Source organism: Arthrobacter sp. LFS091 (genome assembly GCF_047977885.1).
Classification (GTDB): Bacteria; Actinomycetota; Actinomycetes; order Actinomycetales; family Micrococcaceae; genus Arthrobacter.
This window is the reverse complement of the sequence record NZ_JBFPFP010000006.1, coordinates 361638-385379: the sequence shown is the minus strand read 5'-3', so window position 1 is coordinate 385379 and position 23742 is coordinate 361638. Positions and strand designations below refer to the sequence as shown.

General features: G+C 64.5%; 21 protein-coding genes and 1 rRNA gene. 15 read left to right on the top strand and 7 right to left on the bottom strand.

Going from position 1 to position 23742, the window contains the following annotated elements:
* The 5 genes from rrf to ACNQOP_RS13875 all read left to right on the top strand — a co-directional run.
* A 5S ribosomal RNA gene (rrf, locus tag ACNQOP_RS13895) occupies positions 1 to 102 on the top strand; the annotation flags it as partial.
* Between the two features lie 81 nt (positions 103 to 183).
* A complete protein-coding gene (locus ACNQOP_RS13890; RefSeq protein WP_416404823.1) occupies positions 184 to 753 on the top strand; it encodes a GNAT family N-acetyltransferase in 570 nt (189 codons plus the stop codon).
* A 215-nt stretch (positions 754 to 968) separates the two neighbouring features.
* Positions 969 to 1256 (top strand): HU family DNA-binding protein, encoded by a 288-nt coding sequence (locus ACNQOP_RS13885; protein WP_011776355.1) that lies wholly within the window; start codon positions 969 to 971, stop codon positions 1254 to 1256.
* Between the two features lie 125 nt (positions 1257 to 1381).
* Complete coding sequence (locus ACNQOP_RS13880) at positions 1382 to 3592, top strand: cytochrome c oxidase assembly protein (protein WP_374111524.1); 2211 nt, start codon at positions 1382 to 1384, stop codon at positions 3590 to 3592.
* The gene (locus tag ACNQOP_RS13875) at positions 3592 to 5565 is read left to right on the top strand and encodes an NHL domain-containing thioredoxin family protein (protein ID WP_416404822.1); all 1974 of its coding nucleotides are present in this window, start codon (positions 3592 to 3594) and stop codon (positions 5563 to 5565) included. Before ACNQOP_RS13880 ends, ACNQOP_RS13875 begins: the two co-directional genes overlap by 1 nt.
* A 17-nt stretch (positions 5566 to 5582) precedes the next feature.
* Here ACNQOP_RS13875 and ACNQOP_RS13870 read toward each other — a convergent pair whose 3' ends face one another.
* The 4 genes from ACNQOP_RS13870 to ACNQOP_RS13855 all read right to left on the bottom strand — a co-directional run bounded on the left by ACNQOP_RS13870 (position 5583) and on the right by ACNQOP_RS13855 (position 10905).
* Positions 5583 to 6563: a hypothetical protein gene (locus tag ACNQOP_RS13870; RefSeq protein ID WP_416404821.1), complete on the bottom strand. Its 981-nt coding sequence runs from the start codon at positions 6561 to 6563 to the stop codon at positions 5583 to 5585.
* Between the two features lie 151 nt (positions 6564 to 6714).
* A complete protein-coding gene (locus tag ACNQOP_RS13865; RefSeq protein WP_284987958.1) occupies positions 6715 to 8418 on the bottom strand; it encodes a helicase HerA-like domain-containing protein in 1704 nt (567 codons plus the stop codon).
* A 9-nt stretch (positions 8419 to 8427) separates the two neighbouring features.
* Positions 8428 to 8946: a GNAT family N-acetyltransferase gene (locus ACNQOP_RS13860; protein WP_284987959.1), complete on the bottom strand. Its 519-nt coding sequence runs from the start codon at positions 8944 to 8946 to the stop codon at positions 8428 to 8430.
* 45 nt (positions 8947 to 8991) lie between these two features.
* On the bottom strand, positions 8992 to 10905 hold the full coding sequence (locus tag ACNQOP_RS13855; RefSeq protein WP_416404820.1) for an FAD/NAD(P)-binding protein: 1914 nt from the start codon (positions 10903 to 10905) through the stop codon (positions 8992 to 8994).
* 298 nt (positions 10906 to 11203) lie between these two features.
* On the opposite strand from ACNQOP_RS13855, the gene ACNQOP_RS13850 reads away from it, so the two are divergent.
* From ACNQOP_RS13850 to ACNQOP_RS13815, 8 genes are read left to right on the top strand one after another with little or no spacing between them, the layout of a single operon-like run.
* Positions 11204 to 12169, top strand: coding sequence for an amino acid ABC transporter permease (locus ACNQOP_RS13850; protein WP_257369305.1), 966 nt, complete (start codon positions 11204 to 11206; stop codon positions 12167 to 12169).
* A complete protein-coding gene (locus ACNQOP_RS13845) occupies positions 12166 to 13098 on the top strand; it encodes an amino acid ABC transporter ATP-binding protein (RefSeq protein ID WP_416404819.1) in 933 nt (310 codons plus the stop codon). Before ACNQOP_RS13850 ends, ACNQOP_RS13845 begins: the two co-directional genes overlap by 4 nt.
* 8 nt (positions 13099 to 13106) lie before the next feature.
* The gene (locus tag ACNQOP_RS13840) at positions 13107 to 14126 is read left to right on the top strand and encodes an ABC transporter substrate-binding protein (RefSeq protein ID WP_416404818.1); all 1020 of its coding nucleotides are present in this window, start codon (positions 13107 to 13109) and stop codon (positions 14124 to 14126) included.
* Positions 14123 to 15289 carry an LLM class flavin-dependent oxidoreductase gene (locus ACNQOP_RS13835; protein WP_257369308.1) on the top strand — a complete coding sequence of 389 codons (1167 nt, stop codon included), beginning with the start codon at positions 14123 to 14125 and terminating at the stop codon, positions 15287 to 15289. The genes ACNQOP_RS13840 and ACNQOP_RS13835 overlap by 4 nt, the downstream gene beginning before the upstream one ends.
* Positions 15273 to 16094: a DUF1684 domain-containing protein gene (locus ACNQOP_RS13830; protein ID WP_416404817.1), complete on the top strand. Its 822-nt coding sequence runs from the start codon at positions 15273 to 15275 to the stop codon at positions 16092 to 16094. The genes ACNQOP_RS13835 and ACNQOP_RS13830 overlap by 17 nt, the downstream gene beginning before the upstream one ends.
* Complete coding sequence (locus ACNQOP_RS13825) at positions 16091 to 17152, top strand: LLM class flavin-dependent oxidoreductase (RefSeq protein WP_416404816.1); 1062 nt, start codon at positions 16091 to 16093, stop codon at positions 17150 to 17152. Before ACNQOP_RS13830 ends, ACNQOP_RS13825 begins: the two co-directional genes overlap by 4 nt.
* A gap of 9 nt (positions 17153 to 17161) precedes the next feature.
* Positions 17162 to 18508 carry an NtaA/DmoA family FMN-dependent monooxygenase gene (locus ACNQOP_RS13820; protein ID WP_416404815.1) on the top strand — a complete coding sequence of 449 codons (1347 nt, stop codon included), beginning with the start codon at positions 17162 to 17164 and terminating at the stop codon, positions 18506 to 18508.
* Positions 18505 to 18666 (top strand): hypothetical protein, encoded by a 162-nt coding sequence (locus ACNQOP_RS13815; RefSeq protein WP_257369312.1) that lies wholly within the window; start codon positions 18505 to 18507, stop codon positions 18664 to 18666. The genes ACNQOP_RS13820 and ACNQOP_RS13815 overlap by 4 nt, the downstream gene beginning before the upstream one ends.
* On the opposite strand, the gene ACNQOP_RS13810 is transcribed toward ACNQOP_RS13815, so the two are convergent.
* Together ACNQOP_RS13810 and ACNQOP_RS13805 are read right to left on the bottom strand one after the other, a co-directional pair.
* Positions 18663 to 19859, bottom strand: coding sequence for an FG-GAP repeat domain-containing protein (locus ACNQOP_RS13810; protein ID WP_416404814.1), 1197 nt, complete (start codon positions 19857 to 19859; stop codon positions 18663 to 18665). The genes ACNQOP_RS13815 and ACNQOP_RS13810 overlap by 4 nt on opposite strands.
* 72 nt (positions 19860 to 19931) lie before the next feature.
* Positions 19932 to 20372 carry a GNAT family N-acetyltransferase gene (locus ACNQOP_RS13805; RefSeq protein WP_416404813.1) on the bottom strand — a complete coding sequence of 147 codons (441 nt, stop codon included), beginning with the start codon at positions 20370 to 20372 and terminating at the stop codon, positions 19932 to 19934.
* A gap of 85 nt (positions 20373 to 20457) precedes the next feature.
* Between ACNQOP_RS13805 and ACNQOP_RS13800 the strand changes: the two genes are divergently transcribed.
* Positions 20458 to 21387, top strand: coding sequence for a threonine/serine dehydratase (locus tag ACNQOP_RS13800; protein WP_257369315.1), 930 nt, complete (start codon positions 20458 to 20460; stop codon positions 21385 to 21387).
* An 84-nt stretch (positions 21388 to 21471) separates the two neighbouring features.
* On the opposite strand, the gene ACNQOP_RS13795 is transcribed toward ACNQOP_RS13800, so the two are convergent.
* Positions 21472 to 22464: an ABC transporter substrate-binding protein gene (locus tag ACNQOP_RS13795; protein WP_257369316.1), complete on the bottom strand. Its 993-nt coding sequence runs from the start codon at positions 22462 to 22464 to the stop codon at positions 21472 to 21474.
* A gap of 281 nt (positions 22465 to 22745) precedes the next feature.
* Here ACNQOP_RS13795 and ACNQOP_RS13790 point away from each other — a divergent pair, with 281 nt between their 5' ends.
* Complete coding sequence (locus ACNQOP_RS13790) at positions 22746 to 23735, top strand: LLM class flavin-dependent oxidoreductase (RefSeq protein ID WP_235517928.1); 990 nt, start codon at positions 22746 to 22748, stop codon at positions 23733 to 23735.
* The last annotated feature ends 7 nt before the right edge of the window (positions 23736 to 23742 follow it).

Here is a 23742-nt window from a genome sequence, read left to right as displayed (position 1 = left end):
GTGGGGGAAACGCCCGGTCCCATTCCGAACCCGGAAGCTAAGACCCACAGCGCCGATGGTACTGCACCCGGGAGGGTGTGGGAGAGTAGGACACCGCCGGACACACATTAACAGGGGAGCCCCGATCACGACGGTCGGGGCTCCCCCCATTTAACACCCCAACAGCTCAGGTACTGTCGTGGGATGAATCTCACCCGGAACATCCCCTTTGACGCCGCCCACACCGCGGACGGGCGCGGGCCATTGACCTTGCGCCCGTTGGAGTTCCAGGATGCCGGCCCTTTGGCCGCTGCCTACACGCGGAACCGTGAGCACTTGGCCCCATGGGACCCCCAACGGAGCGAGGAGTTCTTCAGCGAAGTTGGTCAGGCCAGGGACGTGGAAGCCAAACTGAACCTGTTCGCTGCCGGCAGCGAGGTGCCCTGGGTCCTCACCGCAGGCCTACGGATCATCGGAAGATTCACGCTCTCCGGCCTCGTTCGCGGACCGTTTCTCAGCGCGAACATGGGGTATTGGATTGACCAGGAGTTCACGGGCAGAGGCCTGGCATCTGCCTCCGTGGGTCATGTCCTGACCATGGCTGCGGATGAGTTGGGACTCCATCGCGTGCAAGCCGCGACCCTGGTCCACAACCTGGCCTCGCAGGCGGTACTCAAGCGCTCCGGGTTCGAGCGGATCGGGATGGCGCCAGAGTATCTGCAGATCGCCGGTAAGTGGCAGGATCACGTTCTCTTCCAACGCATCCTGTTCTGACAGGACCGGACGACTGCTCCCTGCCGACGGCGAAGGGTACGCCAAGGGCGTAAAGCGGTCCCAAAAACCCCTAAATTGCGGTGATTTTGGTCAAAAAGGCGCGGAAACACGCGGAATTTGCTGGCCATGGCTGCCCAAGCTGGTAAGTTTTCGAACAGTGGCTTGCTCGCATTCCGCTTGAAAGCTCAAAAACGTATGAGTCCAGGAGGACGTAAATGGCTAAGAACCGTAGTGAACTCGTTGCAGAGGTAGCAGGCAAGGCTGGCACCAGCCAGGCAGCAGTCAACTCCGTGCTCGATGCACTGTTCGAGGTTTTCGAGACTTCTGTCGCCGCTGGCGAAAAGATCACCATCCCGGGCTGGCTCGCAGTTGAGCGCACCGACCGTGCAGCTCGCACCGGCCGCAACCCGCAGACCGGCGAAACCATCCAGATCGCAGCCGGCCACAGCGTCAAGCTGACCGCTGGCTCCAAGCTGAAGGCAGCTGTCGCCAAGAAGAAGTAATTACTCTTCGGCGAACGCCTTGAAGGGACGGCAACCTGATGGTTGCCGTCCCTTTTGCTGTTAGTTAATGCACATAGCGCGCCTTACGATTCGCAGCCCGGGAGCGGGTAGCGGACAATGGATAGGTGCCGTCAGCAAGAAGCTCCGCAACTGCCCCTTCGCCCGTTCCTAAGCCGGGAACGCGTGGAGGTGACTCCGTCGCGGGAATTTCCATTCCATGGCAGCTGGCCGGCTTGGCGGTCTTGTTCCTGGTTCTGGCCGGGGCACTGATCTTCTCCGGCGCTGCCGCAGCCCGGCAGGTCTCCGATCCCGGCGCTCTGGTCCGATGGGGTCTTCCCATTGCAAAAGCCGTACACAACATTTCTGTGGCCACCGTCGTGGGTGGGCTGATCTTCGCCGTCGGCATCCTGCCCAAGAACCTCGGCGGCTCCCGGTCACGGGAGAAGGACCTGGACGCTCCGGAGCATCCGGCGTTTACCCGGGCCCTTGGAGTTGCTGCGGCCGCCGGTGCCGCCTGGACGTTGTCGGCCGTAGCGGTTCTCGTTCTGACGTACGCGGATGTCGCTGGCCAGGGACTCTCCGGTGACGCCGAGTTCACTCGGGCGTTGGTGTATTTCATGACCGACATCGACACCGGTAAGGCGTGGCTCGCGGTCACCATTATCGCCGCAGTGGTCACCACGGCACTGTTCGGCGTCAGGTCATTGACGGGCCTGGCTTTCACTCTTCTTTTGGCCCTTATTGGTCTCGTTCCTACTGCCCTCATTGGGCACTCTTCAAGCTCCAGCGACCATGAAGGTGCCATCAACTCCCTGGGCCTTCACCTGGTGGGAGTCTCAACATGGGTGGGTGGCATCATCATGCTCGCCGTCCTGTCAGGACTCCTCACGGGTTCACGAAGCCAAGGGCGCCCGGACATCACGGAGCAAACCCTCCGGCGCTTCTCCGCCCTGGCAGGCTTCGCGTTCGTTCTTGTGTTCGCCTCGGGTGTCATCAACGCAGCCATCCGGGTCACCAACCCGGCGGACCTTTTCGGTTCGCCTTACGGCCAGCTGATCGTCGCCAAGGCGCTGGCCACCCTGGTCTTGGGCGGCATTGGTTTCATGCACCGTCAGTGGGTCATCCCCCAGCTCGGCAAGGGCGGTTCGATGTCCGCGCGCCGCGTGCTGTGGCAGTTGGTGCTGGTTGAACTGCTCGTGATGGGTGCGACGTCGGGCCTCGCCGTGGCGCTTGGGCGCTCGGCACCACCGCAGCCCACCACCTACGCGCCGGACGCGTCGCCGTCGTTCATCCTCTCCGGCTACGAGCTGCCTCCCGAACTGACGCCCGAGCGGTGGCTCACTGAGTGGCGTTTCGACTGGCTGTGGGTAGGTGTAGCGCTCTTTGGCGCAGTCACGTACGTCATGGGCGTCGTAAAGGTCCGCAAGCGTGGAGACAAGTGGTCCTGGTTCCGGGCTGCGAACTGGACGATCGGCCTGGTGGTACTCACGTACATCACGTCAGGTCCGCCCGCTGTCTACGGCAGGGTGCTGTTCTCCGCGCACATGGTGGACCACATGGCCCTCACCATGGTGGCGCCGATCTTCCTGGTCCTCGGGGCGCCGGTAACCCTCGCCTTGCGCGCCCTCCCGGCCAGGGGCGAAGGAGCCCAGGGCTCCCGGGGACTGCGCGAGTGGTTGCTGTTGTTTGTCCACTCCAGGTTCTCGCAGATCGTCACCCACCCGCTGTTCGCCGCAGCGAACTTCGCAGGGTCGATCGTTTTGTTCTATTACTCGGATCTCTTCGGCCTGGCGATGCGCGAGCACGTTGGCCACGAGCTGATGAATGTCCACTTCCTGCTGACCGGATACATCTTCGTGCTCAGCATGATCGGCAGCGACCCGCTGCCGCGCCGTGCCCCTTATCCAATGCGCCTGCTTCTGCTGCTGGCCACGATGGGCTTCCACGCCTTCTTCGGCGTGGCCATCATGGGTGGTACGGGCCTGCTCGCCGCGGACTACTTCGGAAACCTCGGCCGTGCGTGGGGCCCGTCGGCCTTGGGAGACCAACAACTGGGTGGAGCCGTGGCCTGGGGCATCGGCGAGATACCCACGCTGCTGGTGGCGATCGGGGTGGCTGTCATGTGGTCCCGTTCCGATGAGCGCGAGACCCGCAGGGTGGACCGGGCGGCCGACAGGAATAACGACGCCGATCTCAGTGCTTACAACGATATGTTTGCCCGCCTGGCTGATCGTGACGCCAAGATGGCGGGCCGGAGCACGCAACCTGCCCGGACGGACCCCACCACGGACCCCGCCGGGCAGACTGAACCACAAACCAAGCTGGAAGGACGCTGATGAGCGAAACCGTACGCACCCAACTCCGGGTCCGGGCCTCCGAACTGGAGGGCCGCGGCTGGCTCAACACGGGCGGCAAGTCACTGGATCTCGAATCCCTGCGGGGAAAGATCGTGCTGCTCGACTTCTGGACGTTCTGCTGCATCAATTGCCTGCACGTCCTGGATGAGCTCCGCCCGCTCGAGGAAAAGTACTCGGACGTCCTGGTGACGGTAGGCGTGCACTCGCCCAAGTTCGAACATGAGGCCGATCCGGTGGCCCTGGCATCAGCCGTTGAACGCTACGAAATCCACCACCCGGTCCTTGACGACCCGGAGCTTGCCACCTGGAAGGCCTACACGGCCCGCGCGTGGCCAACGCTCGTCGTGGTCGATCCGGAGGGCTACATTGTGGCCCACCTGTCGGGCGAGGGCCACGCAGGCGGCCTGGCCGTGCTCCTGGAGGAGCTCGTAGCCGAGCACGAAGCCAAGGGAACCCTCCACCGCGGCGACGGTCCGTACGTGGCTCCAGAGCCGACGTCGGGTACGTTGCGCTTCCCCGGGAAGGCCACCCAACTGGCCAATGGCAACTACCTCGTGGTGGACTCCGGTCACCACCGGCTGGTGGAGCTCCGCCCGGACCTTGAGACCGTGGAGCGCGTTATTGGCTCGGGGACCAAAGGCTACTTGGACGGACAAGCTGAGATCGTTCAGTTCAACGAGCCGCAGGGCGTAGCTTTGCTCCCGTCTGAGCTCGCATGGAAGCTCGGATACGACGCCGTGGTGGCCGATACGGTCAACCACCGGCTGCGCGGAGTGACGCTCAGTTCCGGCTATGTGCAAACCGTTGCGGGCAACGGAGTGCAGCGCCTGCTGGACGCCGGTCCCGCCCGGGTCACCGACTCGGGTGCGGGTACGTGGTCCGAACACCACGACGACGGTCCGGCCGACTTTGCGGCGGACTCCGTGGACGTCGGAGCACTGGGACTTGGCACTGAAGTTTCCCTGTCCTCGCCCTGGGATGTGGTCTGGAGCCAGAAGCTGCAGAAGGTCGTCATTGCGATGGCCGGAACCCACCAGATTTTCGCTTTCGACCCCCTGACCAACGAGGTTTCGATCCTTGCCGGTTCCGGGCTTGAAGGCCTGTTGGACGGCAAAGCCGAGGAAGCCTGGTTCGCCCAGTCGTCCGGCCTTGCGATCGACGCGGACGACAACATCTGGGTTGCCGATTCTGAGACGTCCTCCCTGCGCCGCCTGGTTCTCAGCGACTCCGGCGTGACCGTCGAGACCGCTGTAGGCAAGGGCCTGTTCGACTTCGGGTTCCGCGACGGTGACTTCGCGGAGGCCCGTCTCCAGCACCCCTTGGGCGTCACGGTCCTCCCTGACGGTTCAGTGGCCATTGCCGATACGTACAACGGCGCCGTTCGCCGGTACGACCCCGCCGCCAAGTCTGTCTCCACGTTGGCGAGGGGCCTCGCCGAGCCGAGCGACGTCGTCGTGGTTCAGGTGGAAGGCAGCGAGCCGTTGCTTGTCGTGGTGGAGTCGAACAAGCACCAGCTGGTCCTGGTTCCCATCCCGAAGGAAGCCCAGCAGGTGGACGAGGGCGCGTCGCAAACGCACCGCCCCAAGAGCCCTGTCACGCCGGGAAACCTTGAGCTTGCCGTGCGGTTCAAGGCCCCCACAGGCCAGAAGCTTGATGATCGCTGGGGTGACCCGACGCAGTTGAAGATCTCCTCCACACCCCCTGAGCTGCTGGTTTCAGGTGGAGGGACGTCGGTGGGCTTGCTCCGTACCCTTGAACTGTCTGCCGACGTTCCCGAGGGCATCCTGCACATCACGGCACGTGCTGCCGCGTGTGATGGACCCGAGACCGAAGACGGCGAAATCCCGGACCACGCTGCGTGCCACCTCTATCAGCAGGATTGGGGCATTCCCGTGGTCCTGCAGGCCGATGGCGAGTCCGAGTTGGTGCTGGACCTCCGCGGCATGGACTAAGAACCCACGGACAGGCCTCAGAACGTCAGCATGGGCGTCACCGTCACGGTGTCGCCGCTGACGTCCAACTGGGTGGTGAAGCTGAAGTCGTGCTCAACGCTGAGGTCTTTGCCTGCGCCCGTGAAGAGGTCGATTTCGCGGGCGGTCAGCGTTGCCTTGCCATTCAAAGGCGCTACGACCCACTTGCCGCCAAAGGGCTCAATGGTGACCTTGGGGTATTCCGTGATGGCCCATTTGATGGTTCCGTCCACTACCCGGGCATTGCTGACGTGGTAGAAGGGGCAGTCCGGCTGGAGGCGTTGCTGTTCCGTCGCCTGGACGGCGCACGTGTCCAGGAACTCCTTGACTTTGCCCGCGACGGCGTCATTCATGGCCTTCGTGGACCGCGTCAAGAGGTTCAGGGGCGCTTGGCCGCCGTCGCGGGAGGACACGAGGGCGGAAGCCGGCGGAGCCTCGAAATAGGTGCCGTTCAGGCTTGCTTCGTATTTGCCGGGGAAGAAAACGGCGAAGGTGTTGCGGCCGTTGGGCATGTTGACGGGGACGCCGTTGAGCGTTGCTTCGCTGGCATTCACCACGGTGACGTCAATGGTGGGCAGGGTGGTGGGCACGAAGGCCCACTTGGTGAAGAACAGCCACTGGGTTCCGGTCCGCTCCATCAAGAACTCGGTGTGGAGGCGGTTGCCGTCCAGGGTGTATTCCACGGGTACGGCCATCCGGTTGCTGCCACGCGCTTCGGGGTTCCCCACCTTGACGTCTGACATCTTGGAGGCGGCGGTTTGTAGCGCAGTTCCGTCCAGCATTGCGGCGTTGGCGCTGGGAACTTTGGCCCTCAGCAGCCCCAGTGCTTGTGCGCCGTCACCCTTTTGCAGGGCTTGGAGGTATTCCTTGACGGGCTGTTGGGGACTGGCCACCGAGGAGCTCACCAGGTTGATGCATACTATGGCTCCGGCGGCAGCAAGCATCAGACCGAGCAGCCACCCGGCTGCGGTCCTGACCATCGCTTGACTCAACTGCACGCCCTTTACGTTACCTGCCGCAGCCGAAATCACTGTGCACGAAGGCGTCGGAGCGACTTATGTCCACCGTGTGGAGAAGGCACGACGGCGGGCGGCAGCTTATGGTGCCGCCGCCCGGGCCCGGCGAAGAGGGTTAGCGACGCCGGCGCGAGGAGGTGCCGAAGACACCCCGCATGAGGTCACGGCCAAGCTGGGTGCCCATGGACCGGACCATGCTCTTGAGGCCACCGCCCAACGCACCTCCCAAGGCGCCGGCGATGTCACCAAACATTCCGTCCTGTGGGTTGGGTGCCGGGGCAGGCGCGGGAGGGGCCGGCATGGGCGGGGCCGGGTAGGACTCGGGGGTGGAAGGCCGGGAGCTTGGACGGCCGAGGATTTCCTCCTCGATACGGCGGGCTTCGGCGTCGATGTCTGCCTGCGATGTTCCCGTGGAGGAAGCCGGCGCGGGCGGCAGGCCCGGTGCGGGGTCGCCTGTGGAGGCGGCAACCTGGCCGTTCAGCTTCTCGTACGCGGAGACGTTGTCCACCGCGGTACCGTACTTCGACAACAGCGCGGACGCAGCCACCGTGCTCCGGATGAGCTCGTCGGTGCTGGGTCCCATGACGGACTCGGGCGCCCGGAGGCGGGTCAGGGCAACAGGCGTGGGAGCTCCTTTTTCGTTCATGACGGTGATGACAGCTTCGCCGATGCCGGCGGAAGTCAGTGTTTTCTCCAGGTCGTAGTCGCTGACCGGGAACGTGGACACCGTGGCTTTGAGCGCCTTGGCGTCCTCGGGGGTGAAGGCCCGCAGGGCGTGCTGCACCCTGTTGGCCAGCTGGCCCAGGATGTCGGCGGGAACGTCTTTGGGAGTTTGGGTGACGAAGAAGATGCCCACGCCTTTGGACCGGATGAGCCGGACTGTGGTGGTGATGGCTTCAAGGAACGCCTTGGAAGCGTCGTTGAAGAGCAGGTGGGCCTCATCCAGGAAGAAGACCAGTTTGGGCTTGTCCAGGTCGCCGGCTTCGGGCAGGTCTTCGAAGAGGTCGGCGAGGAGCCACATCAGGAAGGTTGAAAACAGCAGGGGCTTGGTCTGCAGCGTCGGGAGTTCCAGGCAGCTGACCACTCCGCGGCCGTCCGGTGCTGTGCGGAGCAGCTCGGCGGTATCGAACTCCGGTTCGCCGAAGAATTTCTCCATGCCCTGTGCTTCCAATCCCACCAGTTCGCGCAGGATCACACCGGCCGTGGCTTTGGAGAGGCCGCCCAGGTTTTCGAGCTCCGCTTTGCCCTCGTCGGAGGTGAGGAACTGGATGACGGCACGGAGGTCCTTGAGGTCGATCAGTTCAAGGTTTTTCTGGTCGGCGAAGTGGAAGATCAGCTGGAGGCTGGACTCCTGGGTGTCGTTGAGGTCCATGATGCGCGAGAGCAGGATGGGCCCGAAAGAGGTAATGGTGGCGCGGACCGGGATGCCGTTGCCGTCGCCACCGAGCGACAGGAACTCAACGGGGAAGTTCTTCGCGGACCAATCCTGGCCCAGCGCAGAGGTACGGGCTGTCAGTTTCTCGCTCCCGGTTGCGGGCGTCGCCAGCCCGGACAGGTCGCCTTTGATGTCGGCGAGGAAAACCGGGACACCCGCCGTCGAAAGCTGTTCGGCGATCATGTGCAGCGTGACTGTCTTGCCGGTACCGGTGGCGCCGGCCACCAGACCGTGCCGGTTCATCATGGCCAGCGGGAGGCGGACCTGCGCCTCCTTGTGGACTTCGCCGTCCACGATCGCTGCACCAAGCTCAATGGTGGCACCTTCCAGGGTGTAGCCCTGCTGGATGGTGGCTAGTTTTTCGGCAGTGCTTTTGTTGGCCATGCGCATAGCTTAGCTGTGCGCGGCAAGATCCTTGCTGAAAGCCAAATGCTTGATTTCTTCGGGGTCTGCGGCGAGGTCGAACAGCGCCGTATACCCTGTGGCCAGGTACAGGTTTTTGGCCTCCGGCTGCCGGGGACCCGTGGTCAAGTAGAGCTTGGAGTAGCCGCGGCGCAGGGCCTCGGCTTCGAGCTCAAGGAGCACCCGCCGTGCCAGGCCGCGACGGCGATGCGCTGAGTGCGTCCAAATCCTCTTGAGTTCGGCGGTGTCCTGGTCATAACGGCGGAAGGCGCCGCCGGCCACTGATTCGCCGTTCTCCTGGAGGATGATGAGCGCACCGTGCGGAGCCGCGAACTCTTCGGCAGGGTAACGGTTGAGTTCCTCGGCCGCGCCCTCACTGCTGAACAGATTCCCGTAGCGCGTCTCATATTCGACGGCGAGCTCGTCCAGGAGCGGGCGGACGCGAGGATCGTCCATTGGCAGGCTCAGGACGGTGATGTCCGACGTCGAGAGGGTCGGCGAAGTGGTCATGTCATGCCTTTCGTGAACGGATACCAACCAGGTCACAGCTGCGAACTAGTTGGGTTGGAGCGCGGGGACGGCGGCAACCGCGGACAGGATCCTCCGCGCCAGGGCGTCATTTTCCCGGAACGGAGCTGCGTTGGTGTTGGGACGGGCAAAGGCGCCCGCGCCCCAACCGGAAGTCCATGGTCCCACCGCAAACAAGCCCTTCTGTGGAATACCAACAGGGGACAATACTTCGTGATTCCCGGAAACCAGGAGTTTCCCCGTTGAGTGGGTTCCTTCGGAGGTGAGCAGCCGCTGTTCGGTTCCCCATCCGGCGTCGTGCAGGTGCAGCAGGGCAGGGTTGGCGGACCGTTCCACCGACGCCGAGGGCAACCGCGCCTCGATATATGCGGACGAGTCAACCACCACGGGGGACTGGAAGGAGCCCGCGACGAACCGGCCAAGGGATTCATCAGCGCGAACCCACATGCCCGGGCCCAGGAATTTCAGGAGCCCGGCCCTGTGCAGCGCGAGCATCTCACGGAGGCGGTGGGAAGGGGGCCCGGAGTCAACGAAGCTGAAGAAACCGTGCCACCAGCCGTGGATCGCCTGCTGGGAGCGGGCGTTGAGCCGCTCCTGCGGGACAAGCCGGCCGAGATCCATGTACACAAACAACAACGCGGTGAACAGTGCGAGGGTTTCGGAGTGGTCGCTGCTGGTGCGGAGGTTGAGGTCGTTCTGGATGTACGCGGCCACCGAACGCTGCACGGCGTCATGGTCGGCGAAAGCGCAACCGCTCAACGGGTGGTCGAGCTTCTCCAGATCCAGCCGGAGGGCCGGATCCGGCACGGATACGGCCACCAGCTCTTCCCGTGCCGAGCTGTACCACTGGACGGCGTCAAAGTGCGCTTCGAAGCTCTCCCACGTTCCCAACACCCGTGACGGGTACCCGGTGAACAGTTCCCGGTAGTAGGCGTAGCCGGCATCCTTCGCGATCAGGGGCCACAGTTGGGTGCGGAAATCGAGCTCCTGATGCTCGGCCAACAACGACTGGACAGCCTCTGCAGTGAAATACCGGGGGCGGGCAATCGGCTCGCCGCGCAGCTCCGAGGAGATCTTGGAGTGATACGGCACCCCGCGCCGCGACCCTGCCCAGACCCGGGGTTCGGCGCCGGATGGCACGTAGTCGAGTTCGCCGTCGGGCCTTTCCTCGAACCTTCCGCCGCGACCTTCGAACAACAACACCAGCAGGTCAACGAACGCGAGCCCCATTCCGGAGACAATCACGTCCTGGCCTGCTTCCACGGCGGAGTAGTCCACATCAGTGGTGTACGACGGCGGCGCATGGAACCCGCCGTACGTGGCAGCGAAATCGCTGAGGCGGGCGGACTCGGGATCCAGCAAGGAGTCGGTGTGGCCGAGCGCGTAGACCACGACGTCGGCGACCACCACAGCGCCGGAAGCCAGCCGCACGTGGTGGGAACCGTCGTCGGAAGCGCGTTCGACGGCGGTTGCCGTGTCCTGATGGACCGTGACTGTCACATCTGTGCCGAGCGAAGAGACAGCCCGACGGAAGAACCACTCAAGGTACTTGCTCTGGAGTTGCCTGGTGGGAAAGGACGACGGCGTCAGCGAGCGGAGCTGTGCAAGCAGGTGCGGTTCCAGCGCTGGAACGTCGCGGATGGTGCCATCCAGCACTCCCGCGGCCCAGGTTGCGAGGCCCGGCCCATCGACGGAGGGTCCATCGCACGCCACCGACGCGTCAGTGAACATGGTGACGTCCGCTGCCGTTGAGTTGAGCAGGAGGCCGGGGTCCTGGTCGTAGCGCCAGATCCTGCCCGAGCCCGGCTGATGCGGCTCGATGACGTGGATGTCCAGGCGGCCGTCGAACAACGCGGGGCGGTTGGCTGCCAGCCGTTCCAGGACGCCGGCCGTGCGCGGACCGCCGCCAATGAAGGCGAGGGCGGGAACTCGTGACGGCATGGGATCTCCTGGCAAACAGTGGTTGGTGCAGTCCAATCTAGGGACCTCGGAGCGCGCCGGTCGAGGAGCGGGTAACGGCCGTTCACCACGCGTAACACCGCGTTAAGGCACGCAAAATCCCGACGCATATGGCGCTTGATGACAGTGATTGTGACGCCGTGCGAAGCCTTGCGAAGCCTTGCGAAGCTCCGCGAAGTCCAGTGAAGAAGTGCAAATTCCCGCCTTGCTGGCGGCTTCGGCGCGCCCATAGATTGGCAGCCATCCACTAGACAACAACCGATCTGAAATGAGGTGGCGCATGAGTGCAATAGCACCGCCTGCCACGGCGGACACCGCACCGCCCACCCCGGACTACTCCGAATACAAACTGGTCCCGGCCCGCCACCCCTGGCGTTGGGTGGGTACCGTGCTGGTTGCCGCCGGCGTTGCGGCCATCGCCTGGTCGCTGGTGACCAACCCCCGTTGGGAGTGGGGCGTGGTGGCCCAATGGTTCACCGCGCAGTCCGTTGTCAACGGTTTGGTGGAGACCCTCAAGCTCACGGCCATCTCCGGTGTCCTGGGCTTTGTGCTCGGGTTCATCCTTGCCCTCATGCGCTTGTCTGCCTCGCCGTTGCTGGTTTCAGTGTCCTGGACGTTCTCCTGGATCTTCCGCTCCACACCGCTGCTGGTCCAGCTCCTCCTTTGGTACAACCTGGGCTACCTGTACGAGAAGATCAGCCTGGGCATCCCCTTCACGGACGTCCGGTTCTTCGAGGCCCAGACCACCACGCTCATCAGCCAGTTCGCTGCTGCCGTGCTCGGCCTCACCCTGAACCAGGCGGCCTACTCTGCGGAGATCATCCGCGGCGGCATTCTCTCCGTGGACCAGGGCCAGCTGGAAGCAGCATCGGCATTGGGCATCCCTGCCTGGAAGCGTTCTACCCGGATCGTGCTGCCGCAGGCCATGCGCGCCATCCTGCCCAATGCCTTCAACGAAATCATCGGCCTGGTCAAGGGCACATCGATCGTCTACGTCCTGGCCTACTCCGAACTTTTCTATACCGTCCAGGTCATCTACAACCGGACCCAGCAGGTGCTCCCGCTGCTCCTGGTTGCCACCCTCTGGTACGTGGTGATCACCTCCGTGCTGAGCGTCTTCCAGTACTACATTGAGCGCCACTTCTCCAAGGGCGCCCTCCGGACGCTGCCGCTCACGCCGCTGCAGAAGGCCCGGAAGTTTTTCGCCACCCACGTTGCCTCTTCCCCCACGAAGGACGCCCGATGAGCATCATCGCCGCACGCAAGCAGAAAACGACGGCGGCACAGGCTGCCGCTGAAACCGCAGCCGCGGAGGCGGCCGGGGCAGCCGGCGAAACCACGGGCTCTACCGGGTCAGCCCAGGCCGCCAACGACTCAGCCCAGTCCAAGGCCGGCACCCGCGGCCAGGTCGATATCGCCAATGTCCGGAAGTCCTTCGGCGCCACCGAGGTCCTCAAGGGAGTTTCCCTCACCGTGCAGCCTGGTGGCGTGGCTGTGATCGTCGGACCGTCCGGGTCCGGCAAATCCACGCTTCTGCGGACCATCAACCACCTCGAAAAAGTCGACGGCGGATACATCACCATCGACGGCGAACTGGTGGGCTACGAGGTGCGCGGCAACAAGCTCCACGAACTGCGCGAGAAGGACATCCTCAAGCAGCGCACCAACATTGGCATGGTGTTCCAGAGCTTCAACCTGTTCCCGCACCTCACAGCCCTGGAGAACGTCGTTGAGGCGCCGATCGTGGCGCAGAAACGCTCCAGGGCCGAGGCCCGGAAACGCGGGCTGGAACTCCTGGACCGGGTGGGCCTGAAGGACCGTGCCGACGCCTACCCCCGGCAGCTCTCCGGTGGCCAGCAGCAGCGCGTCGCCATTGCCCGTGCGCTGGCTTTGGACCCCAAAATCCTGCTGTTCGACGAGCCCACCTCCGCACTGGACCCTGAGCTGGTCAATGAGGTCCTGGACGTCATCCGGGAACTGGCCAAGTCCGGGACCACGCTGATCATCGTGACCCATGAGATGGGCTTTGCCCGGGACGTGGCAGACACCGTGGTCTTCATGGACGACGGGTTGATCATCGAATCCGGTTCACCTCAGGAGATCTTCGCCAACCCGCGCGAGGAACGCACCCGGAGCTTCTTCTCCAAAGTCATCGAGCCAGCTTTCAACATCTAGGACACCCCATGCTTCGCACTACCTCCGCCGTCGCCGCGCATGAAACCAAGCTGCGCCCCACCAAACGCAGCCTTCTGGCACTCGCTGTACTTCCCGCCGTCGTGCTCCCCGTGCTGGCCGGTTGCTCCGATCCCGGAGCATCGGCAGCCAAGCCGGAATCGGCGGCCGCCAAGAACGGCATTGTGTACAACACCTCTGTTGACCAGAACCGGATCCGCGACGAGAAGGACGCCGCAGCGTCCGCCAAGGTACCTGCCGCCATCGCCAAAGACGGCAAGCTGACCGTGGCCACCACGGCGGGCTCCATCCCGCTGTCCTTCCACGCCACGGATGACAAGACCCCCATCGGCGTGGAGGTGGACATCGCCCAGCTCGTGGCCGACAAGCTCGGCCTGGAACTGGACCTCCAGGTGACCTCGTGGGAGAACTGGCCACTGAAGACGCAGTCAGGCGACTTCGAGGCTGTGTTCTCCAACGTGGGCATCAACGCCGCCCGCGTGAAGTTGTTCGACTTCTCCACGTACCGCGCCGCCTACATGGGGTTTGAAGCGAAGAAGAGCTCCAGCTACGACATCAAGGGCTCGGACGACATTTCCGGCCTGAAGGTCTCCGTAGGGTCCGGCACCAACCAGGAGAAGATCCTGCTGGCGTGGAACAAGGAACTCGAAGCCAAGGGCAAAGCACCGGCCACGCTGCAGTACTACTCCTCCGACGCGGACACCATCCTGGCGCTGTCCTCCGGCCGCACGGACCTGAACCTCGCTCCCTACCCGTCAGTGACGTACCGTGAAAACACCCGCGACGACCTCAAAGTGGTGGGCAAAGTCAATGCCGGCTGGCCCGCTGAAACCCTGGTCGCCGCCACCACGCTCAAGGGCAACGGACTGGCCCCGGCCATCACGGACGCATTGAACTCCACCATCAAGGACGGCTCCTATGCCAAGGTCCTGGAACGCTGGGGCCTCTCCGAGGAAGCCGTGACGGAATCGAAGACCGTCACAGAAGCGACGTTTGGTACCGGCAAATGAAGTTCCAGGTCCTGGACATCATCCCGCACCTGAAGAATCCGGTGACGGGGGAGATCGTCTCCACTGCTGATCGGCTCAACCAGGTAGTGGAGACGGCCCGCCGCGCAGAGGAGCTCGGCTTCGACAGCTTCTCCGTGGGGGAACGCCACGCCGGCGAGTTCGTCTCGTCATCCCCGACGACGGTCCTCGCCGCGATCGCCGCCGTCACCAGCCGCATCCGCCTCCAGACCGGGGTCACAGTGCTCTCCGTGCTGGATCCCGTGCGGGTGGCCGAGGACTACGCCACGATCGACCAGCTGAGCCGTGGACGCCTGGAACTGGTGATTGGCAAGGGCAACGAGGTGCTGCAGTACCCGCTATTCGGCCTAAACCTGGACGACCAATGGGACCTGCTCGCCGAAAAGTATGCGCTGCTGCGCACGTTATGGCGCAAGGAAAGTGTCACTTGGTCCGGCCGCTTCAGGCCCGCACTCACCGAACCAACGACGACGACGCCACGCCCCTTTGCGGGGTCGCCCCGGATTTGGCACGGCTCGGCTACAACCCTGACATCAGCTGCGCTCGCCGCCAAGTGGGGCGATCCACTGTTTACGGCCAACGCCATCCAGCCGCGGGAAAACTACAAGGTCCTGATCGACCACTACCGGGAAGAGTACGAGCGCCACGGCCATGATCCACGGCACCAATACCTTGGCTCGGGCAGCGGCGCAGGTGGAGTGTTCATCGCGGACACCACCCAGGAAGCCATCCGGCAGTACGGTCCCGTGTATGAGGGCCTGACCGCCGGGCGCAACGTTCCAGGGAACAACTCGCCTTTCCGAGATATCCAGCACGCAGTCGCCGAGGGCCCGGCATTGGTGGGCAGCCCGGAGCAGGTGATCGACAAGATCCTCAGCTACCACTCTTTGTACAGCCACGATCTCCAGTCAATTTCCTTGCCAACCACCCTGCCTTTCGAACAGCAGCTCGAGATCCTGGAACGCTTTGCCTCTGAGGTCGTCCCGGCCGTCCGGGCTGCGGCCCCCACCACGCTGTGGGAAGCAGGGGATCCTTTTGGTGGCCGCCCGGAGTTCGCCGGGGCCACCGAACCGGATGCCGCAGCAGCAGTCACCTCCGACCACGCATTGAACAGGAGCGACACCGCAAATGTCTACGCACACTGAAACTGCCCGTGAAACCTTTGAACAGGACTGGCAGGACTGGCACGACGCCCACGAACGACACCGCGCCCACCCGCACGGGTTCCTTGCCGTCACCCACCTGCACTGGCTCAGCAGCGAGGCGACCCGGCTGGAAGGTGCGCCTGGCATCTGGAGTGCGGAGGACGACGTCGTAAGTGTCGTCCTGGAACCGGGCGAAAGCCTGGAGCAGGACGGTGTCGCGCTCAGTGGCCGCATCGCCTTGGGACCCATCGCCGAACGCGGCGGGATCAACCTGGTCTCCGGCGATACCGTGATCGAGGTAGCCAAGCGTGGTGGCGAGTACATCGTGCGGCCGCGCAACCCGGAAAATGCCCTTCTGCAGGAGTACCAGGGCACGCCCACGTACACTCCCAATGCAGCTTTCGCGGTGGAGGGCACGTTTGTTCCCTTCGACGAGCCCCGCGCCACCACTGTGGGCGCAGCGGTGGAAGGTATCCAGCATGTCTATGAAGCCCCGGGTCAGATCCGCTTCAAGTTGGCCGGCGAGGAGCTGGCGCTGACTGCGTTCAACGGCTACGCGCCGGGATCGCTGTCCGTGCTGTTCACCGACCAGACCTCCGGTAAGACCACGTATGCCGCCAACCGCTCGCTGTCTGTCACCCCGGCAGCCGACGGAACCGTTCAGCTGGACTTCAACCGCGCGGTGAACCTGCCGTGCGCCTACACCGACCTCGCGACCTGCCCACTGCCGCCGGCCGAAAACCGGCTTCCGGTGGCCATCGAAGCCGGCGAAAAGATCCCCTACGAACGTCAGGACCAGAAGTGAGCAGCAACAACAACCAAGCCGGTTTCCTGGCCATTGAACTGGACGGGGCGGGCTACGCAAACCTGGCAGGTGCCGTGCTCGCCGCAGAATCAGCCGGGTTCCACGTGGCAACATTCAAGGACGCACCGGCGGCCGGCCGGGTCAACGCACTCCAGCGCGCAGCTTTCGCCGGGCCCATCACGCGCACCATCGCCGTCGTGCCGGAAGTGGACACCGTCTACACGGAGCCGTTCCACATCTCCACCCAGCTCGCCAGCCTGGACTACGTCTCCGGTGGCCGTGCCGGGTGGATCGCTACCGCCGCGGAATCGCCCGAGTCAGCTGCCGCCGTCGGACGCACCTCCGTGGAAGGTGACGTCCTGGCGCAGGAAGCTGCCGCCTCCATCGAGGTCGGCCGCCGCTTGTGGGATTCCTGGGAGGACGACGCCGTGATCCGCGACGTCGCCACCGGGCGCTACATCGACGTCGACAAGCTGCACTACGTCGACTTTGAAACTCCCGCGGACTTTGCCGGGACACCATATTCGGTGAAGGGTCCGTCCATCATCCCGAGGCCGCTGCAAGGACAGCTGCCTGTGCTCGCCGCCGCGTCGTTGGTGGGGGAGGGCCTGGTGCCGGCGGATGTCGTCGACGCAGTGCTCGTCTCAGCGCCAACCGCGGAGCTGCTGGCTGCCGAGATCCGGGACGTGCGGGCCCGGCTTGGTGCCGCTGTTGCGGTCATTGCGGAGCTCGACGTCGTCCTGGACTCGCGCGGGCAGGACGCCGCAGCGCGCTTGGCGGCTTCCACGGAAAGCGGACGCGCGCGGTTCGCTGGCACCGCAGCCGACCTGACGGAACTTCTTGACTCGCTTCTTCATGAGGCCGACGGCGTTCGCGTCCACCCCGCTGAGGTGGACGTGGACCTGGAGGAATTGGCACGTCTGGTCCTTCCGGAACTCAGGCGCCGTGGCTCGCTGCGGGCGCCCATCCAGGACGGGTCGTTCCGGGATGTGTTGGGGCTGGGGCCGGCGGAGAACCGCTATTCGACATCTGCCGCGGCTACCGCCGCCGGAAAGTAAGGGACCACCATGACACGAGACATTTTCCAGCCCAGCGGCCAGATCCAATTCGGCATCTTCTTCCAGGGCGTTAACTCCGGCACCATCTGGAAGGCGGAGGAATCGGGCTCACAGACGGATTTCGAATCCTTCCGCCACATCGTCCAGACCGCCGAACGCGGCAAGTTTGCTGCCTTCTTCCTCGGAGAAGGACTGCGGCTGCGCGAGCACCTGGGGCGCCCCCATGCGCTGGACGTGGTGGGCAGGCCCGATGCACAGACCATGCTCGCAGCGCTCGCCGCCGTGACCCGGAACATCGGCCTCGTTGCCACCCAAAACACCACGTACAACGATCCCGCCGATCTGGCCCACCGGTTGTCGTCGCTGGACCTGATCTCCGGGGGCCGGGCCGCGTGGAACGTGGTGACCACGGACAATGCCTGGACCGGGGCCAACTTCCGCCGGGGCGGCTACCTTGACCATGCCGACCGCTACAAGCACGCGGAAGCCTTTGTCGAAACGGCCAAGCGGATCTGGGACTCGTGGGAAACAGCCACCGGACCCGCACGCCACATCAGGCATGAAGGGCAGCACTACACCGTGGATGTCACACCGCGATTGCCGCGCAGCGCCCAGTACCGGCCTGTGCTCTTCCAGGCAGGTGACTCCCCGGAAGGCCGCGACTTCGCTGCCCGCCAAGCCGACGTGATCTTCTCGGCACACCCCAAGTTCGACGACGCCGTGGAATTCCGTCGCGACATCGTGAGCCGCTCCGTCGCTGCCGGACGGGGTGCCAACGCCGTGCAGATCATGCCGGCAAGCGAGTTCATCCTCGCCGCGACCGATCAGGAAGCGCAGGAGAAAAAGGCCTGGGTCCGCAGCCTGCAGATCGGTCCGCAGCAGGCCATCGCGTATCTGGAACAGTTCTGGGGGCGCGAACTCTCCTCCTACGATCCTGACGGTCCCCTCCCGGAGATCGATCCCGTGGTGGAGGAAACGTCAGAGACCCGCGGCAGCGGTTTCCACGGCGCCAAGGCCCGGCAGCTCGCCGATCAGTGGAGGGCCGAGGCCAAGGACAAGGGCCTGTCCATCCGCGGTTTCGTTACGTCCAAGACGGCGCGCATCGACTCAACGTTCACAGGTTCGTACTCCGCGGTGGCGGACCACCTTGCTGAGTACGCACGGGTGGGTGCCGTGGACGGGTTCAACATCTCGCCGTGGCTCATCCCCACCGGCCTGGACGACATCGTGAACCACCTGGTCCCCGAACTCCAGGAACGTGGCGTGTACCCCACGGAGTACCGCGGGACCACCCTGCGGGAAAACCTTGGATTGGAGACGCCGGTGCGGTCCGAAGAGTCGGTACGGGTCTCGTGAAAACGGGCCTCTTGCTGCAGCTTTGCCGTCGCTGGTTCGGTTTCTCGCCGGACCAGCACGGCGCAGCGCCCGACGGCGGCGAAGCGGCTGCCGCCGTCGTCGACCCTTCGCGCGGGACCATCAGCCTTCAGCTGACGGTGCTGGGGCAGCCGCTCTAAAGCAGCTCCTTGAAGACGTTCCAGCCTCGGCCGATGGGCCCATACGGACCGTACAACGCGCCGGTTGACGCGCCTGTGGTGTAGCCGAGAAGGTTGCCGTCCGCGTCCACGGCAGAGAGTTCGTTGTATTTGGAGTGGCCGGAACTGCCCAGTCCGGCCACGACGGTGAACGACTCCCATCCGACGCCGACCTGCGAAGGCTGCTCCCAGCCGCCTTCGCCGTCGGAGGGATACTGGTACAACTGGCCATATTGATCGAGGCCGAAAACATCCACCGCACCGTCGGCGTTCATATCGCCGCCTGTGATGATCTTCTTCATGACCTGCCAACCCCACCCCACCTGCTCGGGCGCAAGCCAGCCACCTTCGCCGTCGCCAGGGTAAAGGAACAGGCCGCCGCCGGTATCGCGTGCCAGCACATCGTTGGTGCCATCGCCGTTGAAGTCACCCGGTCCCACGATGGTATTGAAGACGCCCCAGCCCTGGCCCACCTGGCGGCGGGGCAGCCAACCGCCCTCGCCGTCACCCGGGTAGAGGAAGAGCTTGCCAGCGGCGTCCCGGCCCAGGAGATCGTTGAAGCCGTCGCCGTCGAAGTCGCCCGGGGAGAACACGATGTCAAAGACGTTCCAACCCTGCCCCACCTGCTGGGGTTCGTCCCAGGAACCCCTGTACGCAGGGCAGGGGCCTTCACACATGCCCTTGTAGTACGTGTAGGTCCGTGGGTAAAGGACGAGTCTGCCGTCGGTGGTCCGGGCCAAGGGCTCGAAATTGCCGCGCCCCGTCCATCCCATCGCCCGGCTGGAGGCTTTGACGGGCAGCGTTTCCGCGCTCAATTGCGTGCCTGTGGGACAACCGGCCTGGCCTGGGGTAAGCGGGTGCACCCTCAGCGATATCCGCCCGTCCCTGTCCTCCGGGAGGATTTTCAGGACGTCGCCCTGACGCTCCTGGGGAAGGGGAACACCGTCCCGCAACCATTCAAGCGTGATCCCGTCGCCGGATCCGTCAGGGTTCCGGCAACCGCTGTAGCTGTAGTCGTACTGACGGCGCATCTCGGCGCCCACGTACGGTACGCCGTCGATGGACGGTGTTGGCTGGGACGCTGCTTCGGAAGGGCCAGTGCCCAACAATCCCGCCGCCAACCCCAAGACCGCCGCCGATGCAAACCTGACAGTGCGCGCTCGAATAATCCCCATTGTTTCCCCCCGGAAGCCGGCATCGATGGTGCGTAGGTTTGTGCTGAGGCTACCGCACCGGGGGCGCTCCAGTCAGGGGGTTGCGGTAGAGACCATGAAAACGTCGATGGCATCCTCGGACTCCAGCACGAAGCCATGGCGTTCATAGAGTCGCCGCGCAGGGCTGCCCTGCAGGACGTCCAGCCGGAACGGCCGGTGGTCCGCCGAACCTTCCATGACGTGACGGAGCACGGAACCGCCCAGTCCTTTGCCCTGATGGGCCGGAGCCACGTAGAAGTGTTCGATCCACAGCGCATCCGCTTCCGGGCGAACCGCAATCACCCCGGCATCCACCCCATCGGAATGGATCACCGAAGTATGTTCCGGCTGGAATCCCTTCAGGAAACGCTCGCGGACCCGCACCGGATCGAATCTTCCAAGGCGCTCCAGGTCCGGGCGCATCACCACCGCACGAAGCTCGGCGATCCACGCCGCGTCGGAGGCTACGCAGGGACGAAGAATGAAATCAGCCATGCGAACCAGCCTATGCGCTCGCTGCCCGTGGCAGCGTCGTCACCTTGGCGACCTTAGGATGAAACGGACGAAAGGTGCCTCCCACATGGTCACACGCGAAGAAGTCGAAGCCGCATATTCCCGGACGTCAGGCTGGGTCCGCCACACACCTGTGGCCGAAAGCGGGAGCGCCGAGCCTTACCACCTGTGGTTCAAATGCGAATACATGCAACACACAGGCTCCTTCAAGGCCCGCGGTGCGTTCAACCGGCTGCTGACGGCGAAGGAAAACGGCGAACTGGATCCGGACGTCGGGATCGTGGTTGCCTCAGGAGGTAACGCCGGGCTGGCCAACGCCTACGCCGCAGCCAAGCTGGGCGTGCCAGCAACGGTGTTCGTCCCCGAATCCGCGCCGGCCAACAAGGTACACAAGCTTTATGCCATCGGCGCCACCGTGGTCCAGGGTGGCGCGGAGTACGCGGAAGCCTACGCGGCGGCCGTTCGTTTTGCGGAAGAGAAGGGCGCCGTCTATTGCCACGCCTACGATCAGCCCGAGATTGTGGCCGGCGCCGGCGGTGTGGGGCTTGAGCTGCTGGACGAACTGCCCGACGTCGACACCATCCTGGTCGCTGTGGGCGGCGGCGGGTTGATAGGCGGGATCGCCGCCGCCACCGAGGGCAGGGCACGCGTTGTGGGTGTAGAACCGGAGACGGTCCCCACCCTGCACACAGCGCTCGCACAAGGCCAACCCGTGGACGTGCCGGTTTCTGGAATCGCCGCTGATTCCTTGGGCGCCCGGCGCATCGGGGAGATCGGCTTCGGGGTTGCCCGGCGGACCGGCGTGCACAGCGTGCTTGTCAGTGACGAGGACATCATCCAGGCCCGGCGCAGCCTGTGGGAGAACCACAGGATCGTCGTGGAGCACGGTGCCGCCGCGGCTTACGCGGCGCTGCTCTCCGGAGCATATAAACCGCACGACGGCGAAACGGTGGCGGTCATTCTCTGCGGCGCCAACACTGACCCCGCGCACTTCTAACAGAGCCACAGCGCAAGAATCCCCGCCGGTTGGTGTCCGGCGGGGATTCGGCGTCGGCAGGTCTGCCCTGCCACAGCTGGCGTCCTACTTCTTGGGCAGACCCGCCGGGTTCAGTTCGGATGCCGGGATAGCCTCGGATGACAGCCCCCAACGGTCCAGGATCTTGCCGTAATCGCCGTCCTTGATGAGGGTGTTCAGCGCAGCCTGGGCCGCGACCGCCAAGCCGTTGCCCTTCTGGGTGGTGAACGCGATCTCGGCCTTCAACGGCCAGCCGCCTTCCAAGGTGCCTACTTGCTTGGTCTTTCCGTCCTTGGCTGCCTTGTATGCTGCCGAAGCATTGGGGCCAAACGTCAGGTCCGCGCGGCCGGACTGAAGGGCGAGCTGGGAGGCGGAGTCGTCGTCGTAATACTGGAAGGCGACCGGCTGCAGGCCGTTCTTCTTGTTCTCCTCGTCCCAACGCACCAGGATGGCCTCCTGGTTGGTGCCCGAGCCGACGATGATGCGCTTCCCGGCAACGTCCTTGGCTTCCTTGATCTCGCCGATGTCCGAGTCGCTCTTGGCGTAGAAGCCCAGGAGGTCGTTGCGGTACGTGGCGAAGTCGAACTTTTCCTTGCGGGCCTCAGTGACGGTGACGTTGGAGAGAACGGCCTCATACTTGCCGGATTCAACGCCCAACGGCCAGTCCGCCCACGCCACCGGAAGGACTTCGACCTGAAGGCCCAGGGTCTCACCCACGGCGTATGCGATATCCACCTCGCTGCCGATGAGCGTCTTGTTGTCCGTGGCGAACGTGCTCAGGGGCGGGGTGCCTCCCGTGGTCACCACCGTCAACTTGCCATCGGCCTTGATGGCATCGGGGACCAGGGCGGCGGCAGCCGAGTCGACGGCGACTTTGATGCGGTCCTGCTGCGGCGTCAGGTTGAACTCTTTGGTCGTGGAGCCGGACGAAGCGTTCGACGACGGGGCAGTTGCGTTGGTGGCCGCCGTCGCGCCCGGGTCCGAGCAGGCCGCGAGCCCTAACAGGGCGGTAGCGGCCAGCGCCGCGGTGACGCCGGTCTTGACTGCAAAACGTGCCATGGTTACTCCTCGTGTTCCCTCATTGGGAGGTCTGATGCGTGCTGTTGGCTGCAACTATCCGGTAGCTGCGAGAGCCGGGTCAAAGCGCTCTGAAACGCAGGGATACAGGCGTTCATGGCGCTTAATCGGGCGTCGAACGGGGTCACAAAACAGGCCCAGCAAGGCGGAAAAAAGGGGCGCGACGCAACTCACAGAAATAAGGCGGCCATTGTGGTGGTTGTCGCTAGAGTGCCGGCAATCAACCGTGCCGGCACCGCGAAACGTACCGAAAGGCATTTCTTGTGACTGTTCCTCTGTCCATCCTCGACCTGGCGACCATCGGGAAGGGCCAGACGGTGGCGGAAAGCCTCGCGGGCAGTGTTGCCATGGCGCAGAAAGCCGAAGAACTCGGCTACCGCCGTGTTTGGTACGCCGAGCACCACAACATGTCGGCCATTGCTTCCTCCGCTACGAGCGTGTTGATCGCACACGTCGCAGCGCACACCAACACCATCCGCCTCGGTGCCGGCGGCGTCATGCTGCCGAACCACTCGCCGCTGACCATAGCCGAGCAGTTCGGAACCTTGGAGACCCTCCACCCGGGCCGGATCGACCTGGGGCTGGGACGCGCCCCCGGCAGCGACCAGAACACCATGCGGGCCCTCCGCCGCGACCACACGTCCTCGGACAGGTTCCCGCAGGACGTCCTGGAACTGCAGGGATACCTGACAGGACCCACCCGGATCCAAGGCGTGGAAGCCACCCCGGGCAAGGGCACCAACGTTCCCCTGTACATCCTTGGATCATCCCTTTTTGGTGCCCAGTTGGCGGCCCAGCTCGGCCTGCCCTACGCGTTCGCCTCGCACTTTGCGCCTGCCGCGTTGCAGGACGCCGTGGCCATCTACCGGCGCGAGTTCAAGCCGTCGGAGCAGTTGTCCGAGCCACATGTGATCGCCGGCGTTAACGTCACTGCCGCCGACAGCAATGCCGAAGCCCAGGCAATACACCTTGCCGTGAAGCGTGCCCGCGTTTCGCTGTTCTTTGGCGGCGGCCGCGAGTTCACGGACGACGAAGCGGATATGGTCCTCGACTCCCCGCAGGGACAGCACATCGCCCAAATGATGAAGTTCTCCGCCGTGGGCACCCCCGACGTGGTGCACGACTACCTTGACGAGTTCGCGGCGTTCGCCGATGCCGATGAACTGATCGTGGCGCACCAGAGCATCGGTACAGGGGAACGCCTTCGCTCGGTTGAACTGGTGGCCGAAGTTGCAGGGCTCATTCCCGCCTAGGCTTTCA

Bases quoted from the DNA above. Each gene is read 5' to 3' on its own strand.
- ACNQOP_RS13890 (WP_416404823.1), top strand. From the start codon at position 184: ATGAATCTCACCCGGAACATCCCCTTTGACGCCGCCCACACCGCGGAC.
- ACNQOP_RS13885 (WP_011776355.1), top strand. From the start codon at position 969: ATGGCTAAGAACCGTAGTGAACTCGTTGCAGAGGTAGCAGGCAAGGCT.
- ACNQOP_RS13875 (WP_416404822.1), top strand. From the start codon at position 3,592: ATGAGCGAAACCGTACGCACCCAACTCCGGGTCCGGGCCTCCGAACTG.
- ACNQOP_RS13870 (WP_416404821.1), bottom strand. From the start codon at position 6,563: ATGGTCAGGACCGCAGCCGGGTGGCTGCTCGGTCTGATGCTTGCTGCC.
- ACNQOP_RS13865 (WP_284987958.1), bottom strand. From the start codon at position 8,418: ATGGCCAACAAAAGCACTGCCGAAAAACTAGCCACCATCCAGCAGGGC.
- ACNQOP_RS13860 (WP_284987959.1), bottom strand. From the start codon at position 8,946: ATGACCACTTCGCCGACCCTCTCGACGTCGGACATCACCGTCCTGAGC.
- ACNQOP_RS13855 (WP_416404820.1), bottom strand. From the start codon at position 10,905: ATGCCGTCACGAGTTCCCGCCCTCGCCTTCATTGGCGGCGGTCCGCGC.
- ACNQOP_RS13850 (WP_257369305.1), top strand. From the start codon at position 11,204: ATGAGTGCAATAGCACCGCCTGCCACGGCGGACACCGCACCGCCCACC.
- ACNQOP_RS13845 (WP_416404819.1), top strand. From the start codon at position 12,166: ATGAGCATCATCGCCGCACGCAAGCAGAAAACGACGGCGGCACAGGCT.
- ACNQOP_RS13840 (WP_416404818.1), top strand. From the start codon at position 13,107: ATGCTTCGCACTACCTCCGCCGTCGCCGCGCATGAAACCAAGCTGCGC.
- ACNQOP_RS13835 (WP_257369308.1), top strand. From the start codon at position 14,123: ATGAAGTTCCAGGTCCTGGACATCATCCCGCACCTGAAGAATCCGGTG.
- ACNQOP_RS13830 (WP_416404817.1), top strand. From the start codon at position 15,273: ATGTCTACGCACACTGAAACTGCCCGTGAAACCTTTGAACAGGACTGG.
- ACNQOP_RS13820 (WP_416404815.1), top strand. From the start codon at position 17,162: ATGACACGAGACATTTTCCAGCCCAGCGGCCAGATCCAATTCGGCATC.
- ACNQOP_RS13810 (WP_416404814.1), bottom strand. From the start codon at position 19,859: ATGGGGATTATTCGAGCGCGCACTGTCAGGTTTGCATCGGCGGCGGTC.
- ACNQOP_RS13805 (WP_416404813.1), bottom strand. From the start codon at position 20,372: ATGGCTGATTTCATTCTTCGTCCCTGCGTAGCCTCCGACGCGGCGTGG.
- ACNQOP_RS13800 (WP_257369315.1), top strand. From the start codon at position 20,458: ATGGTCACACGCGAAGAAGTCGAAGCCGCATATTCCCGGACGTCAGGC.
- ACNQOP_RS13795 (WP_257369316.1), bottom strand. From the start codon at position 22,464: ATGGCACGTTTTGCAGTCAAGACCGGCGTCACCGCGGCGCTGGCCGCT.